This window comes from Streptomyces sp. SP18BB07 (genome assembly GCF_036322545.1).
Classification (GTDB): Bacteria; Actinomycetota; Actinomycetes; order Streptomycetales; family Streptomycetaceae; genus Streptomyces; species Streptomyces deccanensis.
Map to the genome: position 1 here is coordinate 102,815 of NZ_JAQYWT010000348.1, position 26,946 is coordinate 129,760.

The 26,946-nt window shown below is 71.1% G+C and carries 20 protein-coding genes; 4 read left to right on the forward strand and 16 right to left on the reverse strand.

Annotated features, from left to right (window positions below; translation table 11 throughout):
* Positions 1-58 precede the first annotated feature (58 nt).
* Together sucD and sucC are read right to left on the reverse strand one after the other, a co-directional pair.
* The gene (gene sucD, locus PUR53_RS34065) at positions 59-943 is read right to left on the reverse strand and encodes a succinate--CoA ligase subunit alpha (RefSeq protein ID WP_329896954.1); all 885 of its coding nucleotides are present in this window, start codon (positions 941-943) and stop codon (positions 59-61) included.
* An 11-nt stretch (positions 944-954) separates the two neighbouring features.
* Complete coding sequence (gene sucC / locus PUR53_RS34070; protein WP_329910804.1) at positions 955-2,085, reverse strand: ADP-forming succinate--CoA ligase subunit beta; 1,131 nt, start codon at positions 2,083-2,085, stop codon at positions 955-957.
* 144 nt (positions 2,086-2,229) lie between these two features.
* On the opposite strand from sucC, the gene PUR53_RS34075 reads away from it, so the two are divergent.
* From PUR53_RS34075 to PUR53_RS34090, 4 genes are all read left to right on the forward strand, one after another.
* A complete protein-coding gene (locus PUR53_RS34075; RefSeq protein WP_329896956.1) occupies positions 2,230-3,915 on the forward strand; it encodes a thiamine pyrophosphate-binding protein in 1,686 nt (561 codons plus the stop codon).
* Between the two features lie 10 nt (positions 3,916-3,925).
* On the forward strand, positions 3,926-5,191 hold the full coding sequence (frc, locus tag PUR53_RS34080) for a formyl-CoA transferase (RefSeq protein ID WP_329896957.1): 1,266 nt from the start codon (positions 3,926-3,928) through the stop codon (positions 5,189-5,191).
* A 3-nt stretch (positions 5,192-5,194) separates the two neighbouring features.
* On the forward strand, positions 5,195-7,345 hold the full coding sequence (locus tag PUR53_RS34085; RefSeq protein WP_329910805.1) for an acetate--CoA ligase family protein: 2,151 nt from the start codon (positions 5,195-5,197) through the stop codon (positions 7,343-7,345).
* Positions 7,346-7,459: 114 nt separating this feature from the next.
* The gene (locus tag PUR53_RS34090; RefSeq protein ID WP_329910806.1) at positions 7,460-8,848 is read left to right on the forward strand and encodes an OFA family MFS transporter; all 1,389 of its coding nucleotides are present in this window, start codon (positions 7,460-7,462) and stop codon (positions 8,846-8,848) included.
* Between the two features lie 101 nt (positions 8,849-8,949).
* Here the strand turns inward: PUR53_RS34090 and PUR53_RS34095 are convergent, their stop codons facing one another.
* The 14 genes from PUR53_RS34095 to PUR53_RS34160 form a co-directional block, all read right to left on the reverse strand.
* Entirely contained in the window at positions 8,950-10,002 is a 1,053-nt protein-coding gene (locus tag PUR53_RS34095; RefSeq protein WP_329896960.1) for a sugar phosphate isomerase/epimerase family protein, read from the reverse strand.
* Between the two features lie 87 nt (positions 10,003-10,089).
* Positions 10,090-11,502 (reverse strand): nucleotide pyrophosphatase/phosphodiesterase family protein, encoded by a 1,413-nt coding sequence (locus PUR53_RS34100; RefSeq protein ID WP_329910807.1) that lies wholly within the window; start codon positions 11,500-11,502, stop codon positions 10,090-10,092.
* Positions 11,499-12,668 (reverse strand): metabolite traffic protein EboE, encoded by a 1,170-nt coding sequence (eboE, locus tag PUR53_RS34105; protein ID WP_329910808.1) that lies wholly within the window; start codon positions 12,666-12,668, stop codon positions 11,499-11,501. Before eboE ends, PUR53_RS34100 begins: the two co-directional genes overlap by 4 nt.
* Before the next feature lie 3 nt (positions 12,669-12,671).
* The gene (locus tag PUR53_RS34110; RefSeq protein ID WP_329910809.1) at positions 12,672-13,520 is read right to left on the reverse strand and encodes a TatD family hydrolase; all 849 of its coding nucleotides are present in this window, start codon (positions 13,518-13,520) and stop codon (positions 12,672-12,674) included.
* Complete coding sequence (locus PUR53_RS34115; RefSeq protein ID WP_443080392.1) at positions 13,520-14,227, reverse strand: EboA domain-containing protein; 708 nt, start codon at positions 14,225-14,227, stop codon at positions 13,520-13,522. Before PUR53_RS34115 ends, PUR53_RS34110 begins: the two co-directional genes overlap by 1 nt.
* Positions 14,224-15,132: a sugar phosphate isomerase/epimerase family protein gene (locus PUR53_RS34120; protein WP_329910810.1), complete on the reverse strand. Its 909-nt coding sequence runs from the start codon at positions 15,130-15,132 to the stop codon at positions 14,224-14,226. The genes PUR53_RS34115 and PUR53_RS34120 overlap by 4 nt, the downstream gene beginning before the upstream one ends.
* Positions 15,129-16,499, reverse strand: a complete 1,371-nt coding sequence (locus PUR53_RS34125) for an inositol-3-phosphate synthase (RefSeq protein ID WP_329910811.1) — start codon at positions 16,497-16,499, stop codon at positions 15,129-15,131. The genes PUR53_RS34120 and PUR53_RS34125 overlap by 4 nt, the downstream gene beginning before the upstream one ends.
* A gap of 129 nt (positions 16,500-16,628) precedes the next feature.
* A complete protein-coding gene (locus PUR53_RS34130; protein ID WP_329910812.1) occupies positions 16,629-18,056 on the reverse strand; it encodes a ThuA domain-containing protein in 1,428 nt (475 codons plus the stop codon).
* A gap of 30 nt (positions 18,057-18,086) precedes the next feature.
* Positions 18,087-20,648, reverse strand: a complete 2,562-nt coding sequence (locus tag PUR53_RS34135) for a PQQ-dependent sugar dehydrogenase (RefSeq protein ID WP_443080393.1) — start codon at positions 20,646-20,648, stop codon at positions 18,087-18,089.
* 107 nt (positions 20,649-20,755) lie between these two features.
* Positions 20,756-21,760 carry a sugar phosphate isomerase/epimerase family protein gene (locus PUR53_RS34140; RefSeq protein WP_329910813.1) on the reverse strand — a complete coding sequence of 335 codons (1,005 nt, stop codon included), beginning with the start codon at positions 21,758-21,760 and terminating at the stop codon, positions 20,756-20,758.
* Between the two features lie 13 nt (positions 21,761-21,773).
* Complete coding sequence (locus PUR53_RS34145) at positions 21,774-23,129, reverse strand: Gfo/Idh/MocA family protein (RefSeq protein WP_329910814.1); 1,356 nt, start codon at positions 23,127-23,129, stop codon at positions 21,774-21,776.
* Positions 23,130-23,260: 131 nt separating this feature from the next.
* Positions 23,261-24,298, reverse strand: coding sequence for a substrate-binding domain-containing protein (locus PUR53_RS34150; RefSeq protein WP_329896969.1), 1,038 nt, complete (start codon positions 24,296-24,298; stop codon positions 23,261-23,263).
* 36 nt (positions 24,299-24,334) lie between these two features.
* Positions 24,335-25,354 carry an ABC transporter permease gene (locus PUR53_RS34155; protein ID WP_329896970.1) on the reverse strand — a complete coding sequence of 340 codons (1,020 nt, stop codon included), beginning with the start codon at positions 25,352-25,354 and terminating at the stop codon, positions 24,335-24,337.
* On the reverse strand, positions 25,351-26,934 hold the full coding sequence (locus PUR53_RS34160) for a sugar ABC transporter ATP-binding protein (RefSeq protein ID WP_329910815.1): 1,584 nt from the start codon (positions 26,932-26,934) through the stop codon (positions 25,351-25,353). Before PUR53_RS34160 ends, PUR53_RS34155 begins: the two co-directional genes overlap by 4 nt.
* Positions 26,935-26,946 lie beyond the last annotated feature (12 nt).

Genomic DNA, 26,946 nt, shown 5'->3' on the forward strand with positions numbered 1-26,946 from the left:
CGGGAGGTGCGCCGGCCCCGTCCAGGGCCGGGCGAGCAGGTGCGGTGCGCGCGGAACGTCAGGTTTCGGTCTCCAGGGCGGCGAGCACCAGGCGGGCCGTCTCCGTGGGAGTGCTGCCGACCCTCACGCCGACCGCTTCCAGGGCTTCCTTCTTCGCCTGTGCCGTGCCGGAGGAGCCGGAGACGATCGCGCCGGCGTGGCCCATCGTCTTGCCCTCGGGCGCGGTGAATCCGGCGATGTAGCCGACGACGGGCTTGGTGACGTGGTCGCGGACGTACGCGGCGGCCCGTTCCTCGGCGTCGCCGCCGATCTCGCCGATGAGGACGATCAGTTCGGTGTCGGGGTCGTCCTGGAAGGCGGCCAGGCAGTCGATGTGGGTGGTGCCGACGACGGGGTCGCCGCCGATGCCGACGCAGGTGGAGAAGCCGATGTCGCGGAGTTCGTACATCAGTTGGTAGGTGAGGGTGCCGGACTTGGAGACCAGGCCGATGCGTCCCGGCTTGGTGATGTCGGCGGGGATGATGCCCGCGTTGGACTGGCCCGGGGTGATCAGTCCGGGGCAGTTGGGTCCGACGATCCGGGTCCCTTTGGCCCGCGCGTACGCCGTGAAGGCGACGGAGTCGTGGACGGGGATGCCCTCGGTGATGACGACGGCGAGGCCGATGCCGGCGTCGGCGGCCTCGACGACGGCCGCCTTGGCGAAGGCGGGCGGGACGAAGACGACGGTGACGTCGGCACCGGTGACCTCGATGCCCTCGGCGACCGAACCGAAGACGGGGACGGCACGCTCGTCGAAGTCGACGGTGCGGCCCGCCTTGCGGGGGTTGACGCCGCCGACGACGTTCGTGCCGGCCGCGAGCATGCGGCGGGTGTGCTTCATGCCCTCGCCGCCGGTCATGCCCTGGACGAGGACCTTGCTCTCCTTGGTGAGGTAGATGGCCATGTCCGGGCTCCTCAGTTCGCGTGGGCGAGGTCGGCGGCGCGGCGCGCGGCGCCGTCCATGGTGGTGGCCTGGTGGACGAGGGGGTGGTCGCGGTCGTCGAGGATCGCCCGGCCGCGCACGGCGTTGTTGCCGTCGAGGCGGACGACGAGCGGTTTGGTCAACTGGACGCTGTCCAGGGCCCGCACGATGCCGTCGGCGACCGCGTCGCAGGCGGTGATCCCGCCGAAGACGTTGACGAGGACGGACTTGACGTCCGGGTCGGAGAGGATGACGGAGAGGCCGTCGGCCATGATCTGGGCGGAGGCGCCGCCGCCGATGTCGAGGAAGTTGGCCGGGCGCGCGCCGCAGCCCGCGACGACGTCGAGGGTGGACATGACCAGTCCGGCGCCGTTGCCGATGACGCCGACCTCGCCGTCCAGCTTCACGTAGTTGAGGCCCTTGGCGGCGGCCGCCGCCTCCAGCGGGTCGTCGTGCGCGAAGCCCTCGTCACCCCAACGGGGCTGGCGGAAGCTCGCGTTGTCGTCGAGGGTGACCTTGCCGTCGAGGGCGAGGATCCGGCCCTGTTCGGTGCGGACGAGGGGGTTCACCTCGACGAGGAGGGCGTCCTCGCGGGTCAGCACCTCCCAGAGCCGCATCAGGATGTCGACGGTCTGCGGCGGCAGACCGGCCGCCTCGGCGATCTCGGACGCCTTCGCGGAGGTGACGCCCTCGACGGGGTCGATCGGAATGCGGGCCACGGCTTCCGGCCGGGTCGCCGCCACCTCCTCGATGTCCATGCCGCCCTCGGCCGAGGCGATCGCGAGGAAGCGGCCGGCGGCGCGGTCGAGGACGTACGAGACGTAGAACTCGCTCTCGATCGCAACGGGTTCGGCGACCATCACCGTGCGGACGATGTGGCCCTTGATGTCCATGCCGAGGATCTGCCGTGCGGTCAGTTCGGTGGCGGCGGGGTCGGCGGCGAGCTTCACCCCGCCCGCCTTGCCGCGTCCACCGGTCTTCACCTGGGCCTTGACGACGACGCGCCCGCCGAATCGGCGGGCGATCTCGCGTGCCTCCTTGGGCGAGTCCGTGACCTCGGCGCGTGGCACCGAGATGCCGTGTTCCTCGAAGAGTTGCCTTGCCTGGTGCTCGAACAGGTCCATTCCGGCTCCTGACTCAAAAGTGCCGCACGCCCCCTGGACACCACCCACCGGATGCGGGATAACAAGCTTCATACAGTATTCGTCGACTGTATGCAATCAATCGCGAGCACGCTCCAATCCCCTACGAAGGGACAGGACTTCGCCATGCCCGACGGCAACAGCCAGGACCTCATTTCCGGTGGTCACCTCGTCGCGAAGGCACTCAAAGCGGAGGGTGTGGAGGTCATCTACACCCTGTGCGGCGGCCACATCATCGACATCTACGACGGCTGCGTCGACGAGGGCATCGAGGTCGTCGACGTCCGCCACGAACAGGTCGCCGCCCACGCCGCCGACGGCTACGCCCGCATCACCGGCAAGCCCGGCTGCGCGGTCGTCACCGCCGGCCCCGGTACGACCGACGCCGTGACCGGTGTCGCCAACGCCTTCCGCGCGGAGTCCCCGATGCTGCTGATCGGCGGTCAGGGCGCGCACACGCAGCACAAGATGGGGTCCCTGCAGGACCTGCCGCACGTCGACATGATGACGCCGATCACCAAGTTCGCGGCGACCGTCCCGGACACGGCCCGCGCCGCCGACATGGTGTCGATGGCGTTCCGCGAGTGCTACCACGGCGCCCCGGGGCCCTCCTTCCTGGAGATCCCGCGCGACGTCCTCGACGCCAAGGTGCCCGTGGAGAAGGCGCGCGTCCCGAAGGCGGGCGCCTACCGGGCCTCGACCCGCTCCGCCGGTGACCCCGAGGCGATCGAGAAGCTCGCCGACCTGCTGGTGCACGCCGAGAAGCCCGCGATCCTGCTGGGCAGCCAGGTATGGACGACCCGGGGAACCGAGTCCGCGATCGAGCTGGTGCGCACGCTCAACATCCCGGCGTACATGAACGGCGCGGGGCGCGGCACCCTGCCGCCCGGCGACCCGCACCACTTCCAGCTCTCCCGCCGGTACGCGTTCTCCAACGCCGATGTCATCGTGATCGTCGGTACGCCCTTCGACTTCCGCATGGGCTACGGCAAGCGGCTGTCGCCGGACGCGACCGTCGTGCAGATCGACCTCGACTACCGGACCGTCGGCAAGAACCGCGACATCGACCTCGGGATCGTCGGCGACGCGGGCCTCGTGCTCAAGTCCGTGACCGAGGCGGCCTCCGGACGCATCAACGGGGGCGCGTCGAAGCGCAAGGAGTGGCTCGACGAACTGCGCGCCGCCGAGCAGACCGCCATCGAGAAGCGGCTCCCCAGCCTGAAGTCGGACGCCTCGCCGATCCACCCGTACCGGCTGGTCAGCGAGATCAACGACTTCCTCACCGAGGACTCCATCTACATCGGCGACGGCGGCGACATCGTCACCTTCTCCGGGCAGGTCGTGCAGCCCAAGTCACCCGGGCACTGGATGGACCCGGGCCCCCTCGGCACGCTCGGCGTCGGTGTCCCCTTCGTGCTCGCCGCGAAGAAGGCGCGGCCCGACAAGGAGGTGGTGGCCCTCTTCGGGGACGGCGCCTTCTCCCTCACCGGCTGGGACTTCGAGACTCTCGTCCGCTACGACCTCCCCTTCGTCGGGATCATCGGCAACAACTCCTCCATGAACCAGATCCGTTACGGCCAGGCCCAGAAGTACGGCCTGGAGCGCGAGCGGATCGGCAACACCCTCGGCGACGTCCACTACGACAAGTTCGCCCAGATGCTGGGCGGTTACGGCGAGGAGGTCCGCGACCCCGCCGACATCGGCCCCGCGCTCCGGCGCGCCCGGGAGTCCGGCAAGCCGTCGCTCATCAACGTCTGGGTCGACCCGGACGCGTACGCCCCCGGAACCATGAACCAGACGATGTACAAGTGAGGTGCCCCCGATGACCCCCACCGCAGCAACGTCCGGCGCAGGCACGTCGACCAAGGCTCTCGAAGGCATCCGCGTCCTCGACATGACGCACGTCCAGTCCGGCCCGTCCGCCACCCAACTGCTCGCCTGGCTCGGCGCGGACGTGGTGAAGCTGGAGGCGCCGACCGGGGACATCACGCGCAAGCAGCTGCGCGACCTCCCGGACGTCGACTCCCTCTACTTCACGATGCTCAACTGCAACAAGCGGAGCATCACCCTCAACACCAAGACCGAGCGCGGCAAGGAGATCCTCACCGAGCTGATCCGGCGCTCCGACGTCATGGTCGAGAACTTCGGCCCGGGCGCGGTCGACCGCATGGGCTTCACCTGGGACCGCATCCAGGAGATCAATCCGCGTATCGTCTATGCCTCCATCAAGGGGTTCGGGGACGGTCCGTACACCAACTTCAAGGCGTACGAGGTGGTCGCGCAGGCCATGGGCGGGTCCATGGCGACGACCGGCTTCGAGGACGGACCGCCGCTGGCGACGGGGGCCCAGATCGGGGACTCGGGCACGGGCATCCACGCCGTGGCGGGGATCCTCGCGGCGCTCTACCAGCGGGAGAGCACCGGGCGCGGGCAGCGGGTCAACGTGGCCATGCAGCACGCCGTCCTCAACCTCTGTCGGGTGAAGCTGAGGGACCAGCAGCGGCTGGCACACGGCCCGCTCCGTGAATATCCCAACGAGGACTTCGGCGACGAGGTTCCCAGGTCCGGGAACGCGTCCGGCGGCGGTCAGCCCGGCTGGGCCGTGAAGTGCGCGCCGGGCGGCCCGAACGACTACGTGTACGTCATCGTGCAGCCCGTCGGCTGGCAGCCCATCAGCGAACTCATCGGCCGGCCCGAACTGGCGGACGACCCCGAGTGGGCGACTCCGGAGGCCCGTCTCCCCAAGCTCAACAAGATGTTCCAGCTGATCGAGGAGTGGTCGTCCACCCTGCCCAAGTGGGAGGTGCTGGAGCGGCTCAACGCCCACAACATCCCGTGCGGGCCGATCCTCTCCACCAAGGAGATCATCGAGGACGAGTCGCTGGTCTCCAACGAGATGGTCGTCACCGTGCCGCACCCCGAGCGCGGCGAGTTCGTGACCGTCGGCAGCCCGCTGAAGCTGTCCGACTCCCCGGTGGACGTGGTCAGTTCACCGCTGCTCGGTGAGCACAACGAAGAGGTCTACGTCGGCGAGCTGGGGCTCGGCGACGAGGAGCTGCGCCTGCTCAAGTCGAACGGAGTGATCTGATTGATGGCCGAAGACCGGGTGCTGAGGGTGCGGGGCCTCCTCGACGCCGTGCGGGCCGAGGGCCGGAGTGCGCTGACCGCTCCCGAGGGCAAGGTGATCGCCGACGCGTACGGGATCGCCGTACCCGGCGAGGAGCTGGCGCGGGACGTCGACGAGGCGGTGTCGTACGCGGCGCGCTTCGGCGGGCCGGTCGTGATGAAGATCGTGTCGCCGGACATCCTGCACAAGACCGACGCGGGCGGGGTGATCGTCGGAGTGGAGGGCGCCGGTGACGTACGGGCCGCGTTCCACACGATCGTCGACAACGCGCGCGCGTACGCGCCCGCCGCCCGGATCGAGGGCGTCCAGGTGCAGGAGCTGCTGCCGAAGGGGCAGGAGGTCATCGTCGGCGCGGTGACGGACCCGACGTTCGGGAAGGTGGTCGCGTTCGGGCTCGGCGGGGTGCTGGTGGAGGTCCTCAAGGACGTGACGTTCCGGCTCGCGCCGGTCGACGCGGACGAGGCGCTCTCCATGCTGGACTCGATCCGCGCGGCCGAGATCCTGCGCGGGGTGCGCGGGGCGGCCCCCGTCGACCGGTGGGCGATCGCCGAGCAGATCCGCCGGGTCTCCGAACTCGTCGCGGACTTCCCGGAGATCGCCGAGGTGGACCTCAACCCGGTGATCGCGACCCCGGAGGGGGCGGTCGCGGCGGACATCCGGGTGATCCTCGCGGAGTCGGTGCCGAAGCCGAGGCGCAGGTACTCGCGCGAGGAGATCCTCACGTCGATGCGCCGGCTGATGCAGCCCGCGTCGGTGGCCGTGGTCGGCGCCTCCAACGAGCAGGGCAAGATCGGCAACTCGGTGATGCGCAACCTCGTCGACGGTGGTTTCGCGGGCGAGATCCATCCGGTGAACCCCAAGGCCGATGACATTCTGGGCCGCAAGGCGTACAAGAGTGTCACGGACGTTCCCGGTGAGGTGGATGTGGCGGTCTTCGCGATCCCCGCCAAGTTCGTGGCCGCGGCGCTGGAGGAGGTGGGTCGCAAGGGCATCCCCAACGCCGTGCTGATCCCGTCGGGCTTCGCGGAGACCGGGGAGCACGAACTCCAGGACGAGATCGTGGCGATCGCCGAGCGGCACGGCGTCCGGCTGCTCGGGCCGAACATCTACGGCTACTACTCGACCTGGCAGGACCTCTGCGCCACGTTCTGCACGCCGTACGACGTCAAGGGCGGGGTGGCTCTGACCTCGCAGTCCGGTGGCATCGGGATGGCCATCCTGGGCTTCGCGCGGACCACGAAGACGGGCGTGTCGGCGATCGTCGGGCTCGGCAACAAGTCGGACCTGGACGAGGACGACCTGCTGACCTGGTTCGGCGAGGACCCGCACACCGAGTGCATCGCCATGCACCTGGAGGACCTGAAGGACGGGCGGGCCTTCGTGGAGGCCGCACGGGCGACCGTCCCGAAGAAGCCGGTGGTGGTCCTGAAGGCGGGCCGTACGGCGGCCGGGGCGAAGGCGGCGGGCTCGCACACGGGCGCGCTGGCGGGCGACGACGCCGTGTACGAGGACATCCTCAGGCAGGCGGGTGTCATCAGGGCGCCGGGGCTGAACGACATGCTGGAGTACGCGCGCGCGTTGCCGGTGCTGCCGGCTCCGCAGGGCGACAACGTCGTGATCATCACGGGCGCGGGCGGCAGCGGCGTACTGCTGTCGGACGCGGTGACCGACAACGGGCTGCACCTGATGGAGATCCCGCCGGACCTGGACGCGTCCTTCCGGAAGTTCATCCCGCCCTTCGGGGCCGCGGGCAACCCGGTCGACATCACCGGCGGCGAGCCTCCGTCGACGTACGAGGCGACGATCCGACTGGGCCTGGAGGACCCGCGCATCCACGCGCTCGTCCTCGGCTACTGGCACACCATCGTCACTCCCCCGATGGTCTTCGCGGAGCTCACCGCGCGCGTGGTGGCCGAGTTCCGGGAGCGGGGCATCGAGAAGCCGGTCGTGGCGTCGCTCGCGGGTGACGTCGAGGTGGAGGAAGCCTGCCAGTACCTCTTCGAGCGGGGCGTCGTGGCGTACCCGTACACGACCGAGAAGCCGGTGGCCGTTCTCGGCGCGAAGTACCGGTGGGCGCGGGCGGCGGGGCTGTTGGGGAGGCGGTCGATGAGCTGAGCGACTGCTCGAACCACGGGGCCCGCGGACGACCGCTCGCCGCGGGCCCCGGCGCAAAGAAGCACGGACAGGGGGCGCTGGCCAGACTTCTTCCACGCGGAGGGTTCGATCGACATGGCAACAACTGACATCTCCACACCCGTCCCCTACCGGGAGGTGACGGACGCAGGCGGCCGGATGTACCGGATCGGCGAGTCCGACCTGGACATCATGGGGCGCAAACGCAAGTGGATGGTCATCCTGCCGTGGGTGGGCATGATGGGCATCAGCTCGGCGGAGTACGCGTTCGCGTCCGCCGAGGAGACCCTGCACACGGCGCACAGCTGGAGCAACCAGCACATCTTCTGGATGCTGGGCGTCTGGGTGTTCTTCCAGGCCGCGGTGGCCTTCCCGGCCGGGAAGCTGCGTGAGAGCGGCAAACTGCCCGCCCGCTGGGCGATGATGCTGGGCGCCGTCGGCACCCTCCTCGGGTACGTGTCCCTCGCGTTCGCTCCGCACGTCGTCGTCGCGTACGTCGGGTTCGGCATGTTCAGCGGTATGGGCGCCGGCATGGTGTACGCGACCTGCGTCAACATGGTCGGCAAGTGGTACCCGGAGCGCAAGGGCGGCAAGACCGGCTTCGTCAACGGCGGTTTCGCCTACGGTTCGGTGCCCTTCGTGTTCATCTTCACCGGGTACATGGACCTGACGAACTTCCGCTGGGTGCTCGTCTCGGTCGGTGTGTTCCTCGCGGCGGTCGTCGCCGTGGCGGGCTGGTTCTTCCAGGACCCGCCGAAGAACTGGTGGCCGGCCGAGGTCGACCCGCTGCGCAAGCCGGACGACCCGCGCGCGCGGCGCGCACTGGAGAAGAACCCGCCGGCCGTGAAGCAGTACACGCCGAGCGAGGCCTGGCGCACGGGCCGGGTGGCGCTGATGTGGTTCTGTCTGCTGTGCACCTCGGGTGTGAACATCTTCGGCATCGCCTTCCAGGTGCCGTTCGGCAACGAGGCGGGTTTCGCGGGCGGGATCGTGGCCACCGCCATGTCCCTGAAGGCGATCGTCAACGGCACGGGACGCGGCGTCATCGGTTGGCTCTCCGACCGCTACGGCCGCAAGCAGTGCCTGATCTTCGTCTGCATCGTGCTGGGCCTGTCCCAGTACGGCATCCTGTGGTCCGGCAACATCGGCAACCTGCCGCTCTTCCTGGTGTTCTCCAGCATCTCCGGCTTCGGCGGCGGCGCCATCTTCCCGATGTTCGCGGCGATGACCGCGGACTACTTCGGCGAGAACAACAACGCCTCCAACTACGGTCTGGTCTACAGCTCCAAGCTGGTGTCCGGTCTGCTCGGCTCCGGTATGGGCGCCGTGGTCGTGGGCGCCTGGGACTACGCGGGCGCCTTCGTGCTCGCCGGTTCCATCTCGCTGTTCGCCGGTTGCGTGGCGGTCTTCCTGCACCCGCCGGGTCGGCCCCGCTCCCGGCACATCGCTCCCAACCCCCGTCCGCTCGGTGACGAAGTGGCCTGACACGTGGCTCTGACGCCTCCGCGTACGGCAGCAGGCGGCCGCCCCGTGGTCTCGCACCACGGGGCGGCCGCCTGCTGCCGTTGTCGTCCGGTCCGGTGCGGTCAGCACTTCTCCCGCAGCGAGTGCAGGTGCTCGCTGGAGCGGCGGGCGAAGGTGAAGGACTCGGCGGGGTTGTCGTGCTCGGCCTGCCAGTGGTGGGCCAGGCGGTGGCCCTTCAACCGGGTGACGGCCGAGATGAACTTCTGGTAGTCGATGTCGCCGTCGCCGACGTCGACCATGCGGTAGCCGTACGGGTTCGACGGATCGCTGTCGCCGTCCTTGACGTGGAAGAGCGGGTAGCGGTTCGGGCGGCGCAGGACGTAGTCGAGGGGCTCGAAGGGCGCGGGGGTGCCGTCGGGCCGCTTCGAGAACCGGAACTGCGCCACGTACGCCCAGAAGATGTCCATCTCCAGGAAGACCAGGTCGGGGTCGGTCTCCCGGAGCAGCACGTCGTAGAGGCGGACCTTGGGGTTGTCGGTGGCGAAGGAGAACTCCTCGGAGTGGTTGTGCTGGTAGAACTTCATGCCCCGCGCCCTGGCCGCCGCGCCGTAGGTGTTGAACTCGTGGGCGGCCCGCTTCATCGCGTCGACGGTCATGCCGTAGCGGAAGGGACCGGCGGCGGTACCGATGTGCTTGAGGCCCAGGGCCTGGGCGTCGTCGAGGACCTTGGTGAGGTTCTGGGCGAAGGTGTACGCGTTCGGGTCGCTCGCGTAGTAGCCGACGTGGCTGCCGATCGGGGTGAGGCCGTGGTTGCGGGCCAGACGCTTCAGCTGGGCGAGGGTGATGGGGCCCGCCGAGCCCTGGGTGTAGCCGGCGAACTCGACCTCGTCGTAGCCGTACTTCTCCAGTTCGGCGAAGACGGGGGCGAAGCCGAGGGTGGAGACCTTGTCGCGCAGGCTGTAGAGCTGGATGCCGAGGCGGCCGGGCGGGAGGACGGGGCGGCCCCGGCCCTTGCCCGCTGCTCCGGTGGCGGTCGCGGCCTCGGTGCCCGCGGCCTGTGCCGGGGCGGCCGCGCCCAGCAGGGCGGCGACCGTGGCGCCGGCGGCCACGCCGAGCATGCCTCGTCTGCTGAGGCGGTGGGTGAGTTCGGGATCCGGCTGGTGGGTGCGGCTCATGCCTGGAACTCCTCTGCGTGGAAGGGCGTTGTCAGTGGTGAGTGCTTCACTTGTGACCAGTCAGGACCCGTGGGTCCTGGGCACCGGTCAGGACAGACCGGCAAGTCGGAGCAGGAGTGCTTTCACATCGGTGGCCGCGACTCGGTCACCGACGGCTCGGGGGGTGGAGCAGATGATGAGCGGACCGTCGTCGTCGCTCGCGGGAAGGCGGCCGTGGCTGCCTCGAATAGGCGAGGGGTCCAGCGGCACGACCGCCATGCGGTAGCGCAGCCCGAGTTTCTTGCGGGCCAGTGCCGTAGCCGCCTTGAACTTCACCAGCGGGTCGAGCGGGTCCATGAACAGCTCGACCGGGTCGTAGCCGGGTTTGCGATGGATCTCGACGGTGCGTGCGAAGTCGGGCGCGCGGTCGTCGTCGAGCCAGTAGTAGTACGTGAACCAGGCGTCCGGCTCCGCGACGGCGACGAACTCGCCGGAGCGCGGATGGTCGAGGTGGTGAGCCTTCTTGCCCTCGTCGTCGAGGAGTTGATCGATCCCGGGCAGGTCCGCGAGGGCTTCCCGGGTGGCGTCCAGGTCCTCGGGGCGGCGTACGTACACATGGGCGATCTGGTGGTCGGCGACGGCGAAGGCCCGTGAGGCCATCGGGTCGAGGTACTCCATGCCGTCCTGGGTGTGCACGTCGAGCAGGCCGGCGCGGCGCAGGGCGCGGTTGATGTCGACGGGGCGGTGCGCGCGGGTGATGCCGTACTCGGAGAGCGCGACGACGGTCCGGCCTTCCGCGCGGGCGTCGTCGAGCAGGGGCGCCAGGGCCCGGTCGAGGGCGGCGGCCGCCTTCAGGGAGCGCGGGTCGTCGGGGCCGTAGCGCTGCAGGTCGTAGTCGAGGTGGGGGAGGTAGCAGAGCGCCAGGTCGGGGCGGCGGGTGCGGACGATGTGGCGGGTAGCGTCGATGATCCAGCGGCTGGAGACCAGGTCGGCGCCCGGTCCCCAGAAGTGGAACAGGGGGAACGTGCCGAGTTCCGCGGTGAGTTCGTCGTGCAGGGCCGGCGGCCGGGTGTAGCAGTCGGGTTCCTTGCGGCCGTCGGAGTAGTAGATCGGACGGGGGGTGACGGTGATGTCGGTGTCGGCGCCCATGGCGTACCACCAGCAGATGTTGGCGACCGTGTAGCCGGGGTGGGCGCGGCGGGCGGCGTCCCAGAGTTTGTCCCCGGCGACGAGACCGTTGTGCTGGCGCCACAGCAGGACGTCGCCGAGTTCGCGGAAGTACCAGCCGTTGCCCACGATGCCGTGCTCGGCGGGGAGCGTGCCGGTGAGGAAGGTGGACTGGGCGGCGCAGGTGACGGCGGGCAGGACGGTGCCGAGCGGGGCACGGGAGCCGGACTGTCCGAGGGCCTTCAGGTGAGGCATGTGGTCGAGGAGACGGGGGGTGAGGCCGACGACGTCCAGGACGAGAAGGGGGGTGGGGCCGGCGTCGGGTCGCGAAGGGACGGCTGCCTCGGGGTTCATGGCAGCTCCTTGAGGCCGAGGTCGGTCAAGAGGTCCCGCGCCAGGGCGAGTTCGGCGGCGATGCCGTCGGCGAGCTGGGCGCGGGTGCTGGGGCGCAGTTCGGGCGGCAGGGCCTGCCAGGTGTAGGTCTCGACCTCCAGATGGCGGGTGAGGGGGTGGGCGCCGCCGACCAGGTGGGCCAGGGCGGCCTTGAGGACCGGGAGGGTGGAGGTGAGGGGTGCGGCGGGAGCCGCGTGGAGCGGGACGTGGAAGTGGGCGCGCCAGGGGGAGGCGTCGGGCAGCGCCTCGCCCCTGAGGGCCTCGCCCAGGTCGTCGGTGCCGCGCAGTCCTGCGGCGGTGGCGGTGCGGGTCTGGTGCAGGAAGCGGGGCTCGTCGAAGGCGGCGAGGGCTTCGCGGACCTCGGGGAGGTGGGGGTGTTCGGCGTGCAGGGCGGCCGAGAGCTGGGATTTGACGACGGGGACGCCGGCTCGGGTGAGCGCGTCCAGGGCGGTGTGCGGGTCTTCGAAGGAGGTGGCGAGGTGGCAGGTGTCGACGCAGATGCCGATGCGGTCGTGGCCGATGTCGGTCAGGGGGCCGATGGCGTCGGCGGTGGTCTCGACGGTGCAGCCCGGTTCGGGCTCCAGACCGATGCGGATGGAGCGGCCGGTCAGCTCGGCGACGACGTCGAGGCGTTCGGCGAGGGTGCGCAGGGCCGTGCGGGACCGGGCGGCGCGCTGCTCGTCGTAGGCGGTGCGCCAGGCCAGGGGCAGGGTGGAGACGGTGCCCTCGGTGACGTCGTCCGGGAGGAGCCGGGCGAGCACCCGGGCGAGGGAGGTGGTGTGGTCGAGGCGCTCGGGATCGGCCCAGTCCGGCTTGTAGACGCGGTACTTGACCTCTTCGGCACCGAAGCCCTGATAGGGGAAGCCGTTGAGCGTGACCACTTCGAGGCCACGCCGGTCGAGTTCGGCACGCAGGCCGCGCAGCGCGGACGGGTCGGTGACCAGGGCAGCGGCGGCGTCCCTGGCCAGCCACAGGCCGATGCCGAGGCGGTCGCGGCCGAGGCGGCGGCGTACGGGCTCGCAGTGGTCGCGGAGTTGGGCGAGGACGCCGTCGACGGTCTCGGCCGGGTGCACGTTGGTGCAGTAGGCGAGGTGGACGGTGGAGCCGTCGGGGTGGCGGAAGCGCATGCGTCACTCACCGCCGCGCAGGATGCTGTTGCCCTCGTGCGTGGCGTCGGTCGCGGTGACGTCGAGGTCGAGTCGGCCGCTGAGTCCGTAGAACGCCACCGGGTTGCGCCACAGCACCAGGTCGACGTCGTCCTCGTCGAAGCCGGCCGCGAGCAGGGCGTCGGCCACCCTGCGGGTCTTGAGGGGGTCGCTTCTGCCCCAATCGGCGGCGGAGTTGACCAGCACCTTCTCCGGGCCGAACTCCTTGAGGACGGCGACCATCCGCTCCTCGTCCATCTTGGTGTCGGGATAGACGGAGAACCCGAGCCAGGCGCCGCTGTCCCTGGCCTCCTCCACGGTGGTCTCGTTGAGGTGGTCGAGCAGCACCCGTTCGACGGACAGGGCGGAGGCCCGTACGGCGTCGAGGGTGCGGCGCAGACCGGCGAGCTTGTCCCGGTGCGGGGTGTGGACGAGGGCGGGCAGCCCGTGGTCGGCGGCCAGCTGGAGCTGGTGTTCGAGCGCGTGGTCCTCGGCCGGGGTCATGGAGTCGTAGCCGATCTCGCCGACCGCCACGACCCTGTCCTTGAGGAGGTAGCGGGGCAGCTCGTCCAGGACGGGGGTGCAGCGCGGGTCGTTCGCCTCCTTGGGGTTGAGGGCGAGGGCGCAGTGGTGGGCGATGCCGTACTGGGCGGCGCGGAAGGGTTCCCAGCCGAGGAGGGAGTCGAAGTAGTCGACGAAGGAGGCGGGCGAGGTTCGGGGCTGTCCCAGCCAGAAGGCCGGCTCCACGACCGCGCGGACACCCGCCTCGTACATCGCCTCGTAGTCGTCGGTGGTGCGTGACGTCATGTGGATGTGGGGGTCGAAGACGCGCATCAGGACTCCTTGGCGTCGGCCGGTGGGGGCGCGGTCAGGGCCAGGACGCGGTGCAGGTCCTCGGGTACGGGACGGCCCGCGGCGGTGCGTTCCTCGGCGAAGGCCCGGAGCATGCGGGCGAGTTCGGTGTCGCCCCGGGCTCGGCTGGTCAGATCGGCGACCTCGTCGACGCGCACCCCGGTGAACAGGCACTTGAGGACGGCGTGCCGCCACGGGTGCGGGGCCAGCCGGCGGGCGGCGTACGGGCCGAGGGCGGCGGCGACCAGGCGGGTGTCGTTGGTGCGCAGGGCGTCCTCGACGAGGTGCAGCGCCTCGGGGCCCGGCACGAGGTGGGGCAGGGCGTGCAGGACGGCTCGGCGTTCGTCGGCGGTGCCCTGGCGGTAGACCCGGGTGAGTGCGTCGGTGTCGGGGCGGGCCGCGTGCAGGATCAGGACGCGGACGGCGTCGGCGCGCTCGGTGCCGCAGCGCCGGCCCGCCTCGGCGAGGCGCAACTCCCAGGCGGAGATGGGCCCGTGGCTGCCCGGATGGTCGGCGGCCTCCTCCAGCGCCCGGCCCAGCCAGGTGTGGGCGTCGGCCGTGAGGTGGGCGTCGAGGTGGCGGCGCAGCTCGGCGGGGGCGGTGTGGGCCGGGTGGGCGTGGTGGGCGTGGTGGTGGGCCTGGTGGGCGTGGTCGGTCGTCGGCGCGGCCGGGGTGCGGGGGTGGGTCACGAGGTGCTCCCGGGGTCGGCGGTGCGGCCGGTCGTGCCGTGGCCGAGGGCGAGGGACTGTTCGAGGAAGGAGAGGGACTGCTCGGCGAAGTGCGGACCCGCGTGGGAGTGACGGGGCAGTTCGACGACGGTCAGGGCCCGGTAGTCGACGGCGGCGAGCGCTTCGAGGACGGGCGGGAAGTCGATCTCGCCCTCACCGAGGGGGAGGTGTTCGTGGACGCCTCGCCGCATGTCCTCGATCTGGACGTGCCGCAGCCAGGGCGCGGCGGCGCGGACGCAGTCGGCCGGAGGGAGGGGTTCGAGGCACTGGCAGTGGCCGATGTCGAGGGTGAGGCCGAGTGCGGCGGGGCTGTCGAGGGCCTCGCGGAGGCGGTGGAAGTCGGCGAGCGTGGCGAGGAGGTGACCGGGTTCGGGTTCGATCGCGAGGGGGACACCGGCGGCGGTGGCGGCGTCGAGGACGGGGGCGAGTGCGTCGGGGAGGCGTTTCCAGGCGGTGTCCTCGTCCGTGCCGGGCGGGGTGACGCCGCTGAAGCAGTGCACGGCGTGGGCGCCGAGGTCGGCGGCGACCCGCACCGCCCGGGCCAGCAGGTCGGCCCGGCGGGCCCGGTCGTCGGGGTCGGCGTCGAGCAGGGTGGGGCCGTGCTTGCGGCGGGGGTCCAGGACATAGCGGGCCCCGGTTTCCACAGTGACGGACAGCCCGAGCTCCTCCAGCCGCCGCGCGAGCCTCCGGGTGCGGGCGGCGAGGTCGGGAGCGAGCGGGTCGAGATGCATGTGGTCGAGCGTGAGCCCGACCCCGTCGTAACCGAGGTCGGCGAGGAGCGCGAGCGCGTCGTCGACCCGGAGGTCGGCGAGCCCGTTGGTGCCGTAGCCGAAGGAGAGCCTCGGACGAGGTGGCCGTGTGCTCATGCCGGGCTCCCGTCCACAGGGCTCGCCTGCGATGAGCTCGCCGCCGCATCGGTCGCTGGCGAAGAGTCGGCTTCCGAAGGCCCCGCCGCAGAAGAGCCCGCATCCGAAGGCCCCGCCGCAGAAGACCTCGCATCCGAAGGCCCCGCTACAGGAGACCTCGCTTCCGAAGGCCCCAGCTCGCCCGCGTCGACGCCGTGCGGCGGCCGTAGGCGCGGGCGCAGCCGTTCCGCGAAGCCCGCCAGTGCCGCGTACTGCTCGCCCAGTGCCGCCGGGCCCTCCCCCGTCGGGTCCTTGAAATAGAAGCCCAGCTCGGTCAAGGGGCCGGAGAGGCCCGCCTCGTGGGCGCGGGACAGGAGGCGGGCGAGGTCGAGCACCAGGGGCGCGGCCAGCGCCGAGTCGCAGCCCTGCCAAGTGGTCTGGAGGACCATACGCGTGCCGAGGAAGCCGTCGAAGGCGATGTGGTCCCAGGCGGTCTTCCAGTCGCCGAGGGCGGGGACGTCGTCGATGTGGGTCTCGCCCTCGGGGGTCGCCCCGAGGCTGTCGGTCAGGACGCGCTCCTTGCCGGCGTTCTTGGCGGCGGCGGCGGCCGGGTCGGCGAGGGCGGCGCCGTCGCCACCGCCGAGCAGGTTGGTGCCGGACCACGCCCGGACGGTCAGAGCCCGTTGCGCGAACATCGGCCCCAGGACCGAGCGCAGCAGGGTCTGGCCGGTCTTGCCGTCGCGGCCCGCGTACGGCAGTCCGGAGGAGGCGGCGAGGGTGGCCAGGGACGGGTGCTGGAGGCCGGTGGACGGGGTGAAGTTCACGTAGGGGCAGCCGGCGCGCAGGGCCGCCGCCGCGTAGAGGGAGCTGGGTGGCAGGTCCGTCCCGGTGGGCGCGGGTTCCGTGGAGGCGACGTTCACCACGACCGCCCGGTCCAGGCCCAGGCGTCGTACGAAGTCCTGGATGTCGGCGGCGTAGGAGGAGATCAGCTCGTCGGGGGTCCTCGTGTCGCCCGGGAGGGGGCCGCCGGGCCTGATCTCCCGGTCGGCGGCGGCCAGTTCGGCTTCGACGGCGGACGGAAGGCCGTGGGGCAGGACGCCGCCGGCCGCGAGGGCTTCGGCCCGTTTGGGCAGGGGGCAGTCGACCGTGTCGTGGCCGCCGAAGACGAGGGAGGACAGGGGCGGAAGGTGTGCGCCGGCGAAGAGAGGGGTCTCGGTGACCATGCCCGTCGGGGCGTGCAGCCCCGCCGTGACGGCCGCGCAGCCCGCGACGACGGTGGTGGCGACGGAACCCCGTGCTCCGATCAGCCAGACACCGACACGCGGTGGGGAATCGGACACGGACGCGGACACGGACACGGCCGTGGACACGGGCGCGGGCGCGGGCATGGGCAGCCTCCTCGTCGAACCGGTGGTGGGAAAGCCGGTGGCCCTCCGTGGGGAAGAGGGGAAGGGGTGAGGGAAGAGGTGGGGGGCAAGACGGCGGGCGGAGGTCCGGCGTCCCCCGCCCGCCGTCGCTCAGTCGCCCGGTGGCGAGTCCGCCCGGTCGGCGGCCCGCGCGGGCAGTTCCTTGATCCGGATGTCACGGAAGGACACCTGATCGGCGGATCCGTGGTTCTGGATGCCGAAGTGGCCGTCGCGCAGGCTCCGTACCGGATCGGTGTTGGTGAAGTCGTTGATCTTCACGCCGTTGAGCCAGACGCGGAGGCGCTCGCCCTCCACGCGGATCTCGTACGTGTTCCACTCCCCCGGCGGGTTCAGGGCGCGGTCGCGCTTCCTGAGGTCGGCGGAGCGGAAGCCGTAGACGGACCCGGTGGTGCGCTCGGGTACGTCCGTGGCGTCGATCTGGACCTCGTAGCCGTTGTTCACGGCCGACCAGGGGTCGTCGGAGGGCGGGAAGCCGACGAAGACACCGGAGTTGTCGTCGCCCGAGGGGCCGGACATCCTCCAGTCGAGCTTCAGGGAGTACGACCCGAAGCTTCGGTCGGCGTACCAGAGCATCCCCATGCCACCCGCCGACGTGATCGTGCCGTCGTCGGACAGGGTGAAGGAGCCCGGACCGGCCTGCCGCCACGCGGACAGAGAGGCCGCCGTGCCGTCGAACAGCGACCGGTAGCCGTTCTCCGGGCGGCAGTCGGCCTGGGCCTCGCCGATCGCCCACCGGAGGCCGCCCAGCAGGTGCTGCCGGAAGGCGGGTTCGGCGAAGGACTCCTTGGTGTGGCCGCCGCCGGTGTAGAAGGCGCGCCCGCCCTGGTAGTCCTGACACCAGGCGATGGGGTGATCGCCGTTCATGGTGCCGCCGCTGTACGACGACTCGTCGAGCGAGGCGAGGACATGGGCCCGCGCGCGGGGGTTGGAGCGGTAGTTGTACCACTCGTCCGTGCGGTTCCAGGTCGCGCCCAGCCCGGCGGTGGCCGGGTGGGCGTGATCCTCGACGTCGACCGTCGCGGGCTGGATCGCGGGGTGCGACTGGAAGTACGCGCCCGCGAGCCCGCCGTAGAAGGCCCAGTCGTACTCGGTGTCGGCGGCGGCGTGGATGCCGACGTACGCGCCGCCGCGTTTGATGTACCGCTCGAACGCGCCCTGTTGGGCCGGGTTCAGGACGTCACCCGTCGTGGAGAGGAAGACCACGGCGTCGTAGCGGCCGAGGTTGCGGGCGGTGAAGGCGCCGGCGTCCTCCGTGGCGTCGACCGTGAAGCCGTGGGCGGTGCCCAGTTCCCGTACGGCCGTGATGCCCTCGGGGATGGAGTCGTGGCGGAACCCGGCGGTCTTGGAGAACACCAGCACCCGGCGCTCGTCCCCGTGACCCGCGCCTCCGGGACCTCCAGGGCCTCCGGAGCCGCCCGCCTCATCCGACACGGCGGGCCCCGACACACAGCCGATCAACAGGGCGGCGCCACCCAGCGCGGCCCACAGGCGTCCTCGTCCGCGTCCGTTCGTCGGCATGACGCCTCTTCTCGTCGACATGACGCCCCCTCACCGCTTCGTGAAGGTGAAGTCGTCCACGTCGAACAGGCCGCCGGAGCCGGTCCCCTTGAACACCAGGTACAGGGTGGTGGTGCCGCGCGGGGCACGGGAGAGGTTCGCGGTGACGTCCTGGAAGTTCTCCCAGCCGCCGGTCGCCGGCACGGTCGCGCTGCCGAGGAGACGGCCGGTCGGGGAGCCCGCCCGGACCTCCAGCTTGCCGCCGGCGCCCCCGGAGGAGATACGCGCGGTGATCTTCGTGGCGTTGGAGAGGACGTACGGCTCGAAGGAGATCCAGTCGCCGTTGTCGATGTCCCCGACCGTCTTGCCGCCGTGGGCCGTCGCCTTGGACTGGACCGCGATGCCGGAGGAGTCGCCGTAGTGCTCGGCCTGGCGGTGGGTGGGCTGGACGACGTTCTGGTCGTGGGTGGTCAGCGGGGCCTGGCCGCCGCCTCCGCCGTCGGTGTACTCGGCGTCGAAGACCCCGAAGATGTTGGCGTTCTCGTCGTGGCCGCCGTCGGCGCTGGTCTGGATGGTGCCGGTGCAGCCGTTGGCGGAGGTCACCGGGTGGCCGTGGCTGTCGTGGCCGAGGATGAAGGTGACCTTGACCTTGGCGCAGTCGATCGGGCGGCCGTCCTCGGGGTCGCTGACCTTCACCTTGAACGGTACGGCGTCACCGAAGGCGAACAGCTGCCCGTCCGCCGGGAGTTGCAGCTCGACCTTGGGTGCGGTGTTGCCCACGACGATCTGCACGCTGGCGCTGCCGGTGCGGCCCGAGGGGTCCTTCGCGGTCACGGTCGCCGTGTAGGTGCCGTTCTTCTTGTAGGTGTGCGTCGGGTTCGCGGCCGTGGAGGTACCGCCGTCGCCGAAGTCCCAGCTGTAGGTGAGGGCGTCGCCGTCCTGGTCGCTGGTGCCCGCCGAGGAGAAGCGGACCCGCAGTTTCGCCTGGCCGGAGGTGCGGTCGGCGGCGGCCTGGGCGACCGGGGAGTGACCGTCGGTGGCGTTCTCGATGCGGTACAGGGCGGAGTGTTCGTCGCCGCCGAACCAGGAGATGCCGTAGTCGAGGACGTACAGCGCGCCGTCCGGGCCGAAGGCCATGTCCATGATCTGGGTGCCGGTCCACGGGACGTCGGCGATCGACTGGACGGTGCCGTCGGCGTCGCTGGAGATCCGCTTGATCCAGCGGCGGCCGAACTCACCGGCGAAGAAGTCGCCGTCGTACGCCTCGGGGAACTTCACCGGGGAGTCGAGCGCGGCGTCGTAGTCGTAGACCGGCCCGCCCATCGGGGACTCGGAGCCGTCGCCGAACTCCGGGACGGAGTTGCCGTTGTAGGGGATCCAGGCGGGCTCGGCGGGCGGCAGGTCGGTCAGGCCGGTGTTGTTCGGCGAGGTGTTCTTCGGGGCCGCGCAGTCGAACGCCGCGCCCGAGGTGCCGGTGGCGAAGTCGTAGTCGACGTAGGCGTCGTTCTTGCCGGTGCAGTACGGCCAGCCGAAGTTGCCCGGCTTGGTCACCCGGGCGAACTCGACCTGCCCGGCCGGGCCGCGCGAGGCGTTGGCGGCGCCGGCGTCGGGGCCGTACTCGCCGACGTAGAGGATGCCGGTCTTCTTGTCGACGCTGAACCGGAACGGGTTGCGGAAGCCCATAGCGTAGATCTCGGGGCGGGTCTTGTCCGTGCCGGGCGCGAAGAGGTTGCCGTCGGGGACGGTGTACGAGCCGTCGGCGCCGACCTTGATGCGCAGGATCTTGCCGCGCAGGTCGTTGGTGTTGCCGGAGGTGCGCTGGGCGTCGAAGGCCGGGTTGCGGTTGGAGCGTTCGTCGATGGGGGTGAAGCCGTCCGACTGGAACGGGTTGCTGTCGTCGCCCGTCGACAGATACAGGTTGCCCGCCGCGTCGAAGTCGATGTCGCCGCCGACGTGGCAGCAGATGCCGCGCGAAGCGGGGACGTCGAGGATCTTCTTCTCGCTGGCGTTGTCCAGGGTGCCGTCCGCCTTCAGGACGAAGCGGCTCAGCCGGTTGACGCCGTCGAAGGGCGCGAAGTCGGCGGCCGTACCGGTCTCGGGGGCGTCGCCGGCCGGGGTGTTCAGCGGGGGCGCGTAGTACAGGTAGATGAAGCGGTTGTCGGCGAAGCCCGGGTCGACGCCTATGCCCTGGAGGCCCTCCTCGTCGTGGGAGTACACGTCCAGTTTGCCCGCGAGCCTGGTGTTGCCCGCCGCGTCGGTGAGGCGCAGTTCGCCGTCGCGCGAGGTGTGCAGGACCGAGCGGTCCGGGAGCACGGCGAGCGACATGGGCTCGCCGACCTCCGGCTCGCCCTTGGCGAGGGTGACCTGCTGGAAGTCCTCGGCGGCGGCCTTTGGTTCGGCGGCGGCCCTCGGTCCGGTGTCGGCCGCCCCCGCCGCCGGCGCGGTGAGGGAGAGCGAGGCGCCCGCGAGCAGCAGACCGCTCAGCAGGGCGATCGGCCCGCGCAGTCCACGGCGTCTGAAGAGACTGGTGGTGCTGGTGGTGCTGGTGGTGCTGGTGGTGCTGGTGGTGCTGGTGGTGCTGGTGGTGTGTCTGGTGTCGTCGTACGGGTGCACGAAATGCCTCCAGTAAGGGGCTGGTCGTACGGAGGTGTACGGGTGTGTGCGGTACGCCGGGGTGCGCCGTCACCCCGGAAGACAGGGAGCCGTTGTGGCAGGAACCGTTACTCGTTGCCGCCGAAGGCCGCGTCGAACGACGCCGTCGGCGGTTCGAAGTCGAAGGCCTTGAGGTGGGCGAGCGCCTCGGGGGCGCCCTGGAGCCGGTCCATGCCGGCGTCCTCCCACTCGACGGAGATCGGGCCCTGGTAGTCGATCGAGCGGAGCATCCGGAAGACGTCCTCCCAGGGCACGTCGCCGTGGCCGGCCGACACGAAGTCCCAGCCTCGGCGCGGGTCGCCCCACGGCAGGTGCGAGCCGAGGCGGCCGTTGCGTCCGTCGAGGCGCTTGCGGGCCTCCTTGCAGTCGACGTGGTAGATCCGGTCACGGAAGTCCCACAGGAAGCCGACCGGGTCGAGGTCCTGCCACACGAAGTGCGAGGGGTCGAAGTTCAGCCCGAACGCCGGTCGGTGGTCGACCGCCTCCAGGGCGCGCTGGGTCGTCCAGTAGTCGTAGGCGATCTCGCTCGGGTGGACCTCGTGCGCGAACCGCACGCCCTGGGCGTCGAAGACGTCGAGGATCGGGTTCCAGCGGGTCGCGAAGTCGTCGTAGCCGCGCTCGATCATCGACTCGGGGGCGGGCGGGAACATCGCGACCAGATGCCAGATGGCGGAGCCGGTGAAGCCGATGACGGTGTCCACGCCGAAGGCGGCGGCGGCCCGTGCGGTGTCGGCCATCTCGGCGGCGGCCCGCTGCCGTACGCCCTCGGGCTCGCCGTCGCCCCAGATGCGGGCGGGCAGGATGGCCCGGTGGCGTTCGTCGATGATGGCGTCGCACACCGCCTGTCCCACCAGGTGGTTGGAGACGGCCCAGCACTTCAGGCCGTACTTCTCCAGGAGTTGGTGGCGGGAGGCGAGGTACGACGGGTCGGCGAGGGCCTTGTCGACCTCGAAGTGGTCGCCCCAGCAGGCGAGTTCGAGGCCGTCGTAGCCGAAGTCGCGGGCGAGACGGCAGACCTCTTCGAGGGGGAGGTCGGCCCACTGGCCGGTGAAGAGCGTGAAGTCGCGCGGCATGTGCGGGGCCTCCTCAGACCGCTGTGGGGGTGTGGGTCGGGGTGTAGACGGAGTTCTTCTCGGCGCTCTCCTCCACCGCCGCGAGCACCCGCTGCACCTGGAGCCCGTCGGCGAACGACGGCTCGGGGTGCCGGCCTTCCGCCACGGCATGGACCAGGTCGCGGGCCTGATGGACGAAGGTGTGCTCGTATCCGAGGCCGTGCCCCGGCGGCCACCAGGCGTCCAGGTAGGGGTGGTCGGGCTCGGTGACGAGGATGCGGCGGAAGCCGGCGTGGGCGGCGGGCTCGGTGTGGTCGTGGTAGGCGAGTTCGTTGAGCCGTTCCAGGTCGAAGGCCAACGAGCCGCGCTCGCCGTTGAGCTCGATGCGCAGGGCGTTCTTGCGGCCGGTGGCGAAGCGGGTGGCCTCGAAGGAGGCGACGGCTCCGGAGGCGAAGCGGCCGGTGAACAGGGCCGTGTCGTCGACGGTGACCGCGCCCCGGCCGGCGGTTCCGCCGGAGGAGGCGAGACCGCTGGACACCCCGGCCGGCAGGGGCCGTTCGCGCACGAAGGTCTCCATCAGCGCGGACACCCCGACCACCGGCTCCCCCGCCAGGTACTGCGCGAGGTCGACGATGTGGGCGCCGAGGTCGCCGAGGGCCCCGGAGCCGGCGGACTCCTTGCGCAGCCGCCAGGTCAGCGGGAACTCCGGGTCCACGAGCCAGTCCTGAAGGTACGTCACCCGTACGTGCCGCAGGGCTCCCAGTCGCCCCTCGGCGACCATGCGGCGGGCGAGCGCGGTGGCGGGCACCCGGCGGTAGTTGAAGCCGACCATCGCCAACCTGCCGTTGGCGTAGGCCTCTTCGGCCGCCGCCGTCATCTGCTCCGCCTCGGCGACCGTGTTGGCGAGCGGCTTCTCGCACAGCACGTGCTTGCCGGCGGCCAGTGCGGCGAGGGCGATCTCGGCATGACTGTCGCCCGGGGTGCAGATGTCCACGAGGTCGATGTCGTCGCGGGCGATCAGCTGCCGCCAGTCGGTCTCCGTCCCGGCCCACCCGTGCCGGTCCGCCATGGCGCGGACCGCCTCGCCGTCGCGCCCGCACACGGCGGCGAGCACGGGGGTGAGCGGCAGGTCGAAGACCCTCCCCGCCGTGCGCCACCCCTGGGAGTGCGCGGCCCCCATGAAGGCGTAGCCGACCATCCCGACCCGCAGCTGCGGCCGGTCCGCCCCGCCGGCGAGCCCGGCGGGCCAGGTCCCGGCGCGCGGACCGTCGCCGGTCGGCGTACCGGTGGGTGGGGCCGCGGCACCGGGAGCGGTCCCGGCCCCCGCGTCGGGCCCCGGCGCTCCTGACTCCTCCGCCTCGGCCTGGTCGGGCTGCTGCGGCTGTCCCATGCGTGTGTCCTCCTCGTGGTGGCGCGGTGGGGGGTGGGGCCCGACCCGGCGGTCCGGCGCCGTGTCCTGACTCACCCCGGTCCCGGAGCCCGGCCGGTCCCGGTGGCGTCGGGTCCGCCGGGCGGGGCCCGTCACTTGAAGCCGGTGGCCATGTACTGGTCGACGTTGTCCTTGTCGACGACGGCCGAGTACAGCGTCAGCGAGGACGGGATCTCGAACTCGGCGAGGCCGCTCACCCCCTTGCCCTGCCCGAGGGCGCGGGCGAGGTCGATCGCGGAGGCGGCCATGGTCGGCGGGTAGAGGACGGTCGCCTTCAGCACCCCGTCGTCCTTCTTGATCGCCTGGAACGCGGAGAGCGCGCCCGCGCCGCCGACCATCAGGAAGTCGTCGCGGCCGGCCTGCTCGATGGCGCGCAGGGCACCGACGCCCTGGTCGTCGTCGTGGTTCCACAGCGCGTCGAAGTTCGACTGGGCCTGGAGGAGTTGGGCCATCTTGGCCTGCCCGGACTCGACGGTGAACTCGGCGGCCTGCCGGGCCACCTTCTTGATGTTCGGGTAGTTCTTCAGGGCGTCGTCGAAGCCCTTGGTGCGCTGCTTGGTCAGCTCCAGGTTGTCCAGCCCGGCGAGCTCGATGACCCGGGCGTCGCCCTTGTCCTTGAGCTGCTCGCCGATGTAGTGCCCGGCGTTGAGGCCCATGCCGTAGTTGTCGCCGCCGATCCAGCAGCGGTACGCCTGGGGGGAGTTGAAGATCCGGTCGAGGTTGACGACGGGGATGCCGGCCCGCATCGCCTTGAGGCCGACCTGGGTGAGCGCCTTGCCGTCGGCGGGCAGCACGACCAGGACGTCGACCTTCTTGTTGATGAGGGTCTCGATCTGCCCGATCTGCTGGGCGGTGTCGTTCGAGCCCTCGGTGATCTCCAGGGTGACGTCCTCGTACCGCTCGGCGCGGCTCTTGGCGTTCTGGTTGATCGCGTTGAGCCAGCCGTGGTCGGCCTGCGGTCCGGCGAATCCGATGGTGACCGCCTTGCCGGGCTTGTCGTCGGCGGCCGGCTGATCGGCGGCGGCCGGGTCGTCCTTGGTCTCGTTGCTGGTGCAACCCACGAGGAGGGCGCCGGCCGAGACGGCGGCGGTCCCGAAGAGCAGTCCTCTGCGGCTGGTGAACTCTGGCATGGCGGTGGACCTTTCGCGTGTCGGCTCTTCGGTGGGTCAGGTCGTGGTGGCCGTGCGTCGCTGGACCAGGACCGCGGCGACGATGATCGCGCCCTTGGCGATCTGCTGGACGTCGGTCTGCAGGTTGTTGAGCGCGAAGATGTTGGTGATCGTGGTGAAGATCAGGACGCCGAGGACGGAGCCGGTGATGGTGCCCCGGCCGCCGCTGAGCAGGGTGCCGCCGATGATCGCGGCGGCGATGGCGTCGAGTTCGTAGAGGTTGCCGTTGGTGTTCTGGCCCGAGCCGGACAGCACGATGAGCAGGAAGGCGGCGATGCCGCAGCACAGACCGGAGAGCAGGTACAGATAGAGGCGCTGGCGGCGGACGTCGATGCCCGCGAGCCGGGCCGCCTCCGCGTTGCCGCCGACGGCGACCGTGCGCCGGCCGAAGGTCGTGCGGTTCAGCACGAGCCAGCCGATGATCGTCACGAGTGCGAAGACCAGCACGAGCGGCGGAATACCGAGGACATAGGCGTCGCGCTCGCCGAGGTCGAGGATGGCGTCGACGGTGACGACCTGGGTGCTGCCGTCGGTGATCTGCAGCGCGAGACCGCGGGCCGAGGCGAGCATGGCGAGGGTGGCGATGAAGGGGACCATCCCGCCGTACGCGATGAGCAGCCCGTTCACCAGGCCGCAGCCGACTCCGACGATCACCGCCGTGAAGAGGATGCCGGCGAAGCCGTACTCCTGTGTGGCCACGGTCGTCGCCCAGACCGAGGCCAGGGCGACGATCGCGCCCACGGACAGGTCGATGCCGCCGGAGGTGATGACGAAGGTCATGCCGACGGTGACGACGCCGATGACCGAGGCCTGGGTGAGGACGAGTTGGAGGTTGCGGGTGTCGAGGAACTCGTCGGGCCTGGTGACACCGCCGATGAGGATCAGCGCGGCGAGCACGCCGAGGAGGGAGAGCGTACGGACGTCGGCCCGGAACAGCATGGTCCGCCAGGCCGGGGGCCCGCTCGCCGCGGGGGCCTTGTCGATGCTGTCCCTGGGCGGGGACACGGGCTGGGTCATGACGCCTGGCTCCCTTCGCCGGTCGCGGGGATTCCCGCCCCGGCCACCGGACTTCCCACACTGGCCACCGGGCTTCCTTCCATCACGAGGTCGAGGACACGGTGTTCGTCGAGTTCACGGGCGGGCGCGGTGTGCACGACCCGGCCGTCGCGCAGGACGAGCACCCGGTCGGCGAGGCCGAGGACTTCGGGCACCTCGCTGGAGACCAGCAGAACGGCGAGTCCCTCGTCGGCGAGCCGGCGGACCACGGCGTACAGCTCGGCGCGGGCTCCGACGTCGACGCCCCGGGTCGGCTCGTCGAGCAGCAGGACCCGGCAGCCGCGCAGCAGCCAGCGGGCGAGGACCGCCTTCTGCTGGTTGCCTCCGGAGAGGGTGCGGACGGGTACGGCCGGGTTGTCTGGGCGCAGGGACAGCTCGCGGGTCGCCGCGCGCGCCCCTTTCAGTTCCGCCGCCCGGTCGATCCAGCCGACGCGCGCGAAGCGGGACATCGACGACACGGAAACGTTTCTGGTGACGGACTCCAGCATCAGCAGCGCCTGCGCCTTGCGCTCCTCGGGGGCGAGGCCGAGCCCGGCCCGTACGGCGGCCCGCACACTGCCGAGCCGCAACTGCCTGCCGTCGACGCTGACTTGACCGGCCGTGGGCTTGCGGGCGCCGTAGATCGTCTCCAGGATCTCCGAGCGTCCCGAGCCGACGAGTCCGGCGAGCCCCACGATCTCGCCGGGCCGCACGTCCAGGTCGAGCGGCTCGAACTCCCCGGCGCGCGCCAGTCCCCGCACCTCCAGGACGGGCGCGACCGAGGTCGGGGGCGTGGGCGGCCGATCGGGGAAGACGTACTCGACGTTGCGCCCGGTCATCAGTGCCACGACCTCGCGCGTCGGTGTGGACTTCGCGGGCAGCCCGCCCGCCACGGCCCGCCCGTCCTTCAGTACGGTCACCCGGTCGCCGATCCGGCGGATCTCCTCCAGGCGGTGCGAGATGTAGACGACGGCCACGCCGTCCGCGGTCAGGTCGCCGACGATCCTGAACAGGTTGTCGACCTCGTCCGGGTCGAGCGCGGCGGACGGTTCGTCCATCACGATCAGCCGTACGTCGTGGGAGAGCGCCCGCGCCATGGAGACGATCTGCTGCTGAGCGGCCGACAACTCCCCCACGAGCCGCGCCGGATCGACCTCCGGGTGCCCAAGTCGCTTGAGCAGCGCGGCAGTCGACGCGCGCGCCGCCTTCCCCCGTACGACGAAACCGGCGGCCGTCGGCTCGTGTCCGAGGTGGACGTTCTCGGCCACCGACAAGCCCTCCACCAGGTCGAGTTCCTGGTAGATGGTGGCGATACCGAGCCGCATGGCGGCGATCGGGGATTTCAGGGTGACGGGTTCGCCCCGCCAGGTGATGGTGCCGTCGTCGGGCTGGTGGGCGCCGGCCAGGACCTTGATCAGGGTGGACTTCCCGGCGCCGTTCTGGCCGAGCAGACAGTGGACCTCGCCGGCCTGGACGTCGAGGTCGACGCCGTCGAGGGCCCGGACTCCGGGGAACGACTTGGTGATGCCGGACATGGTGAGCAGCGGTGGTTCTGGTGCCATGAGTTCCCCTTG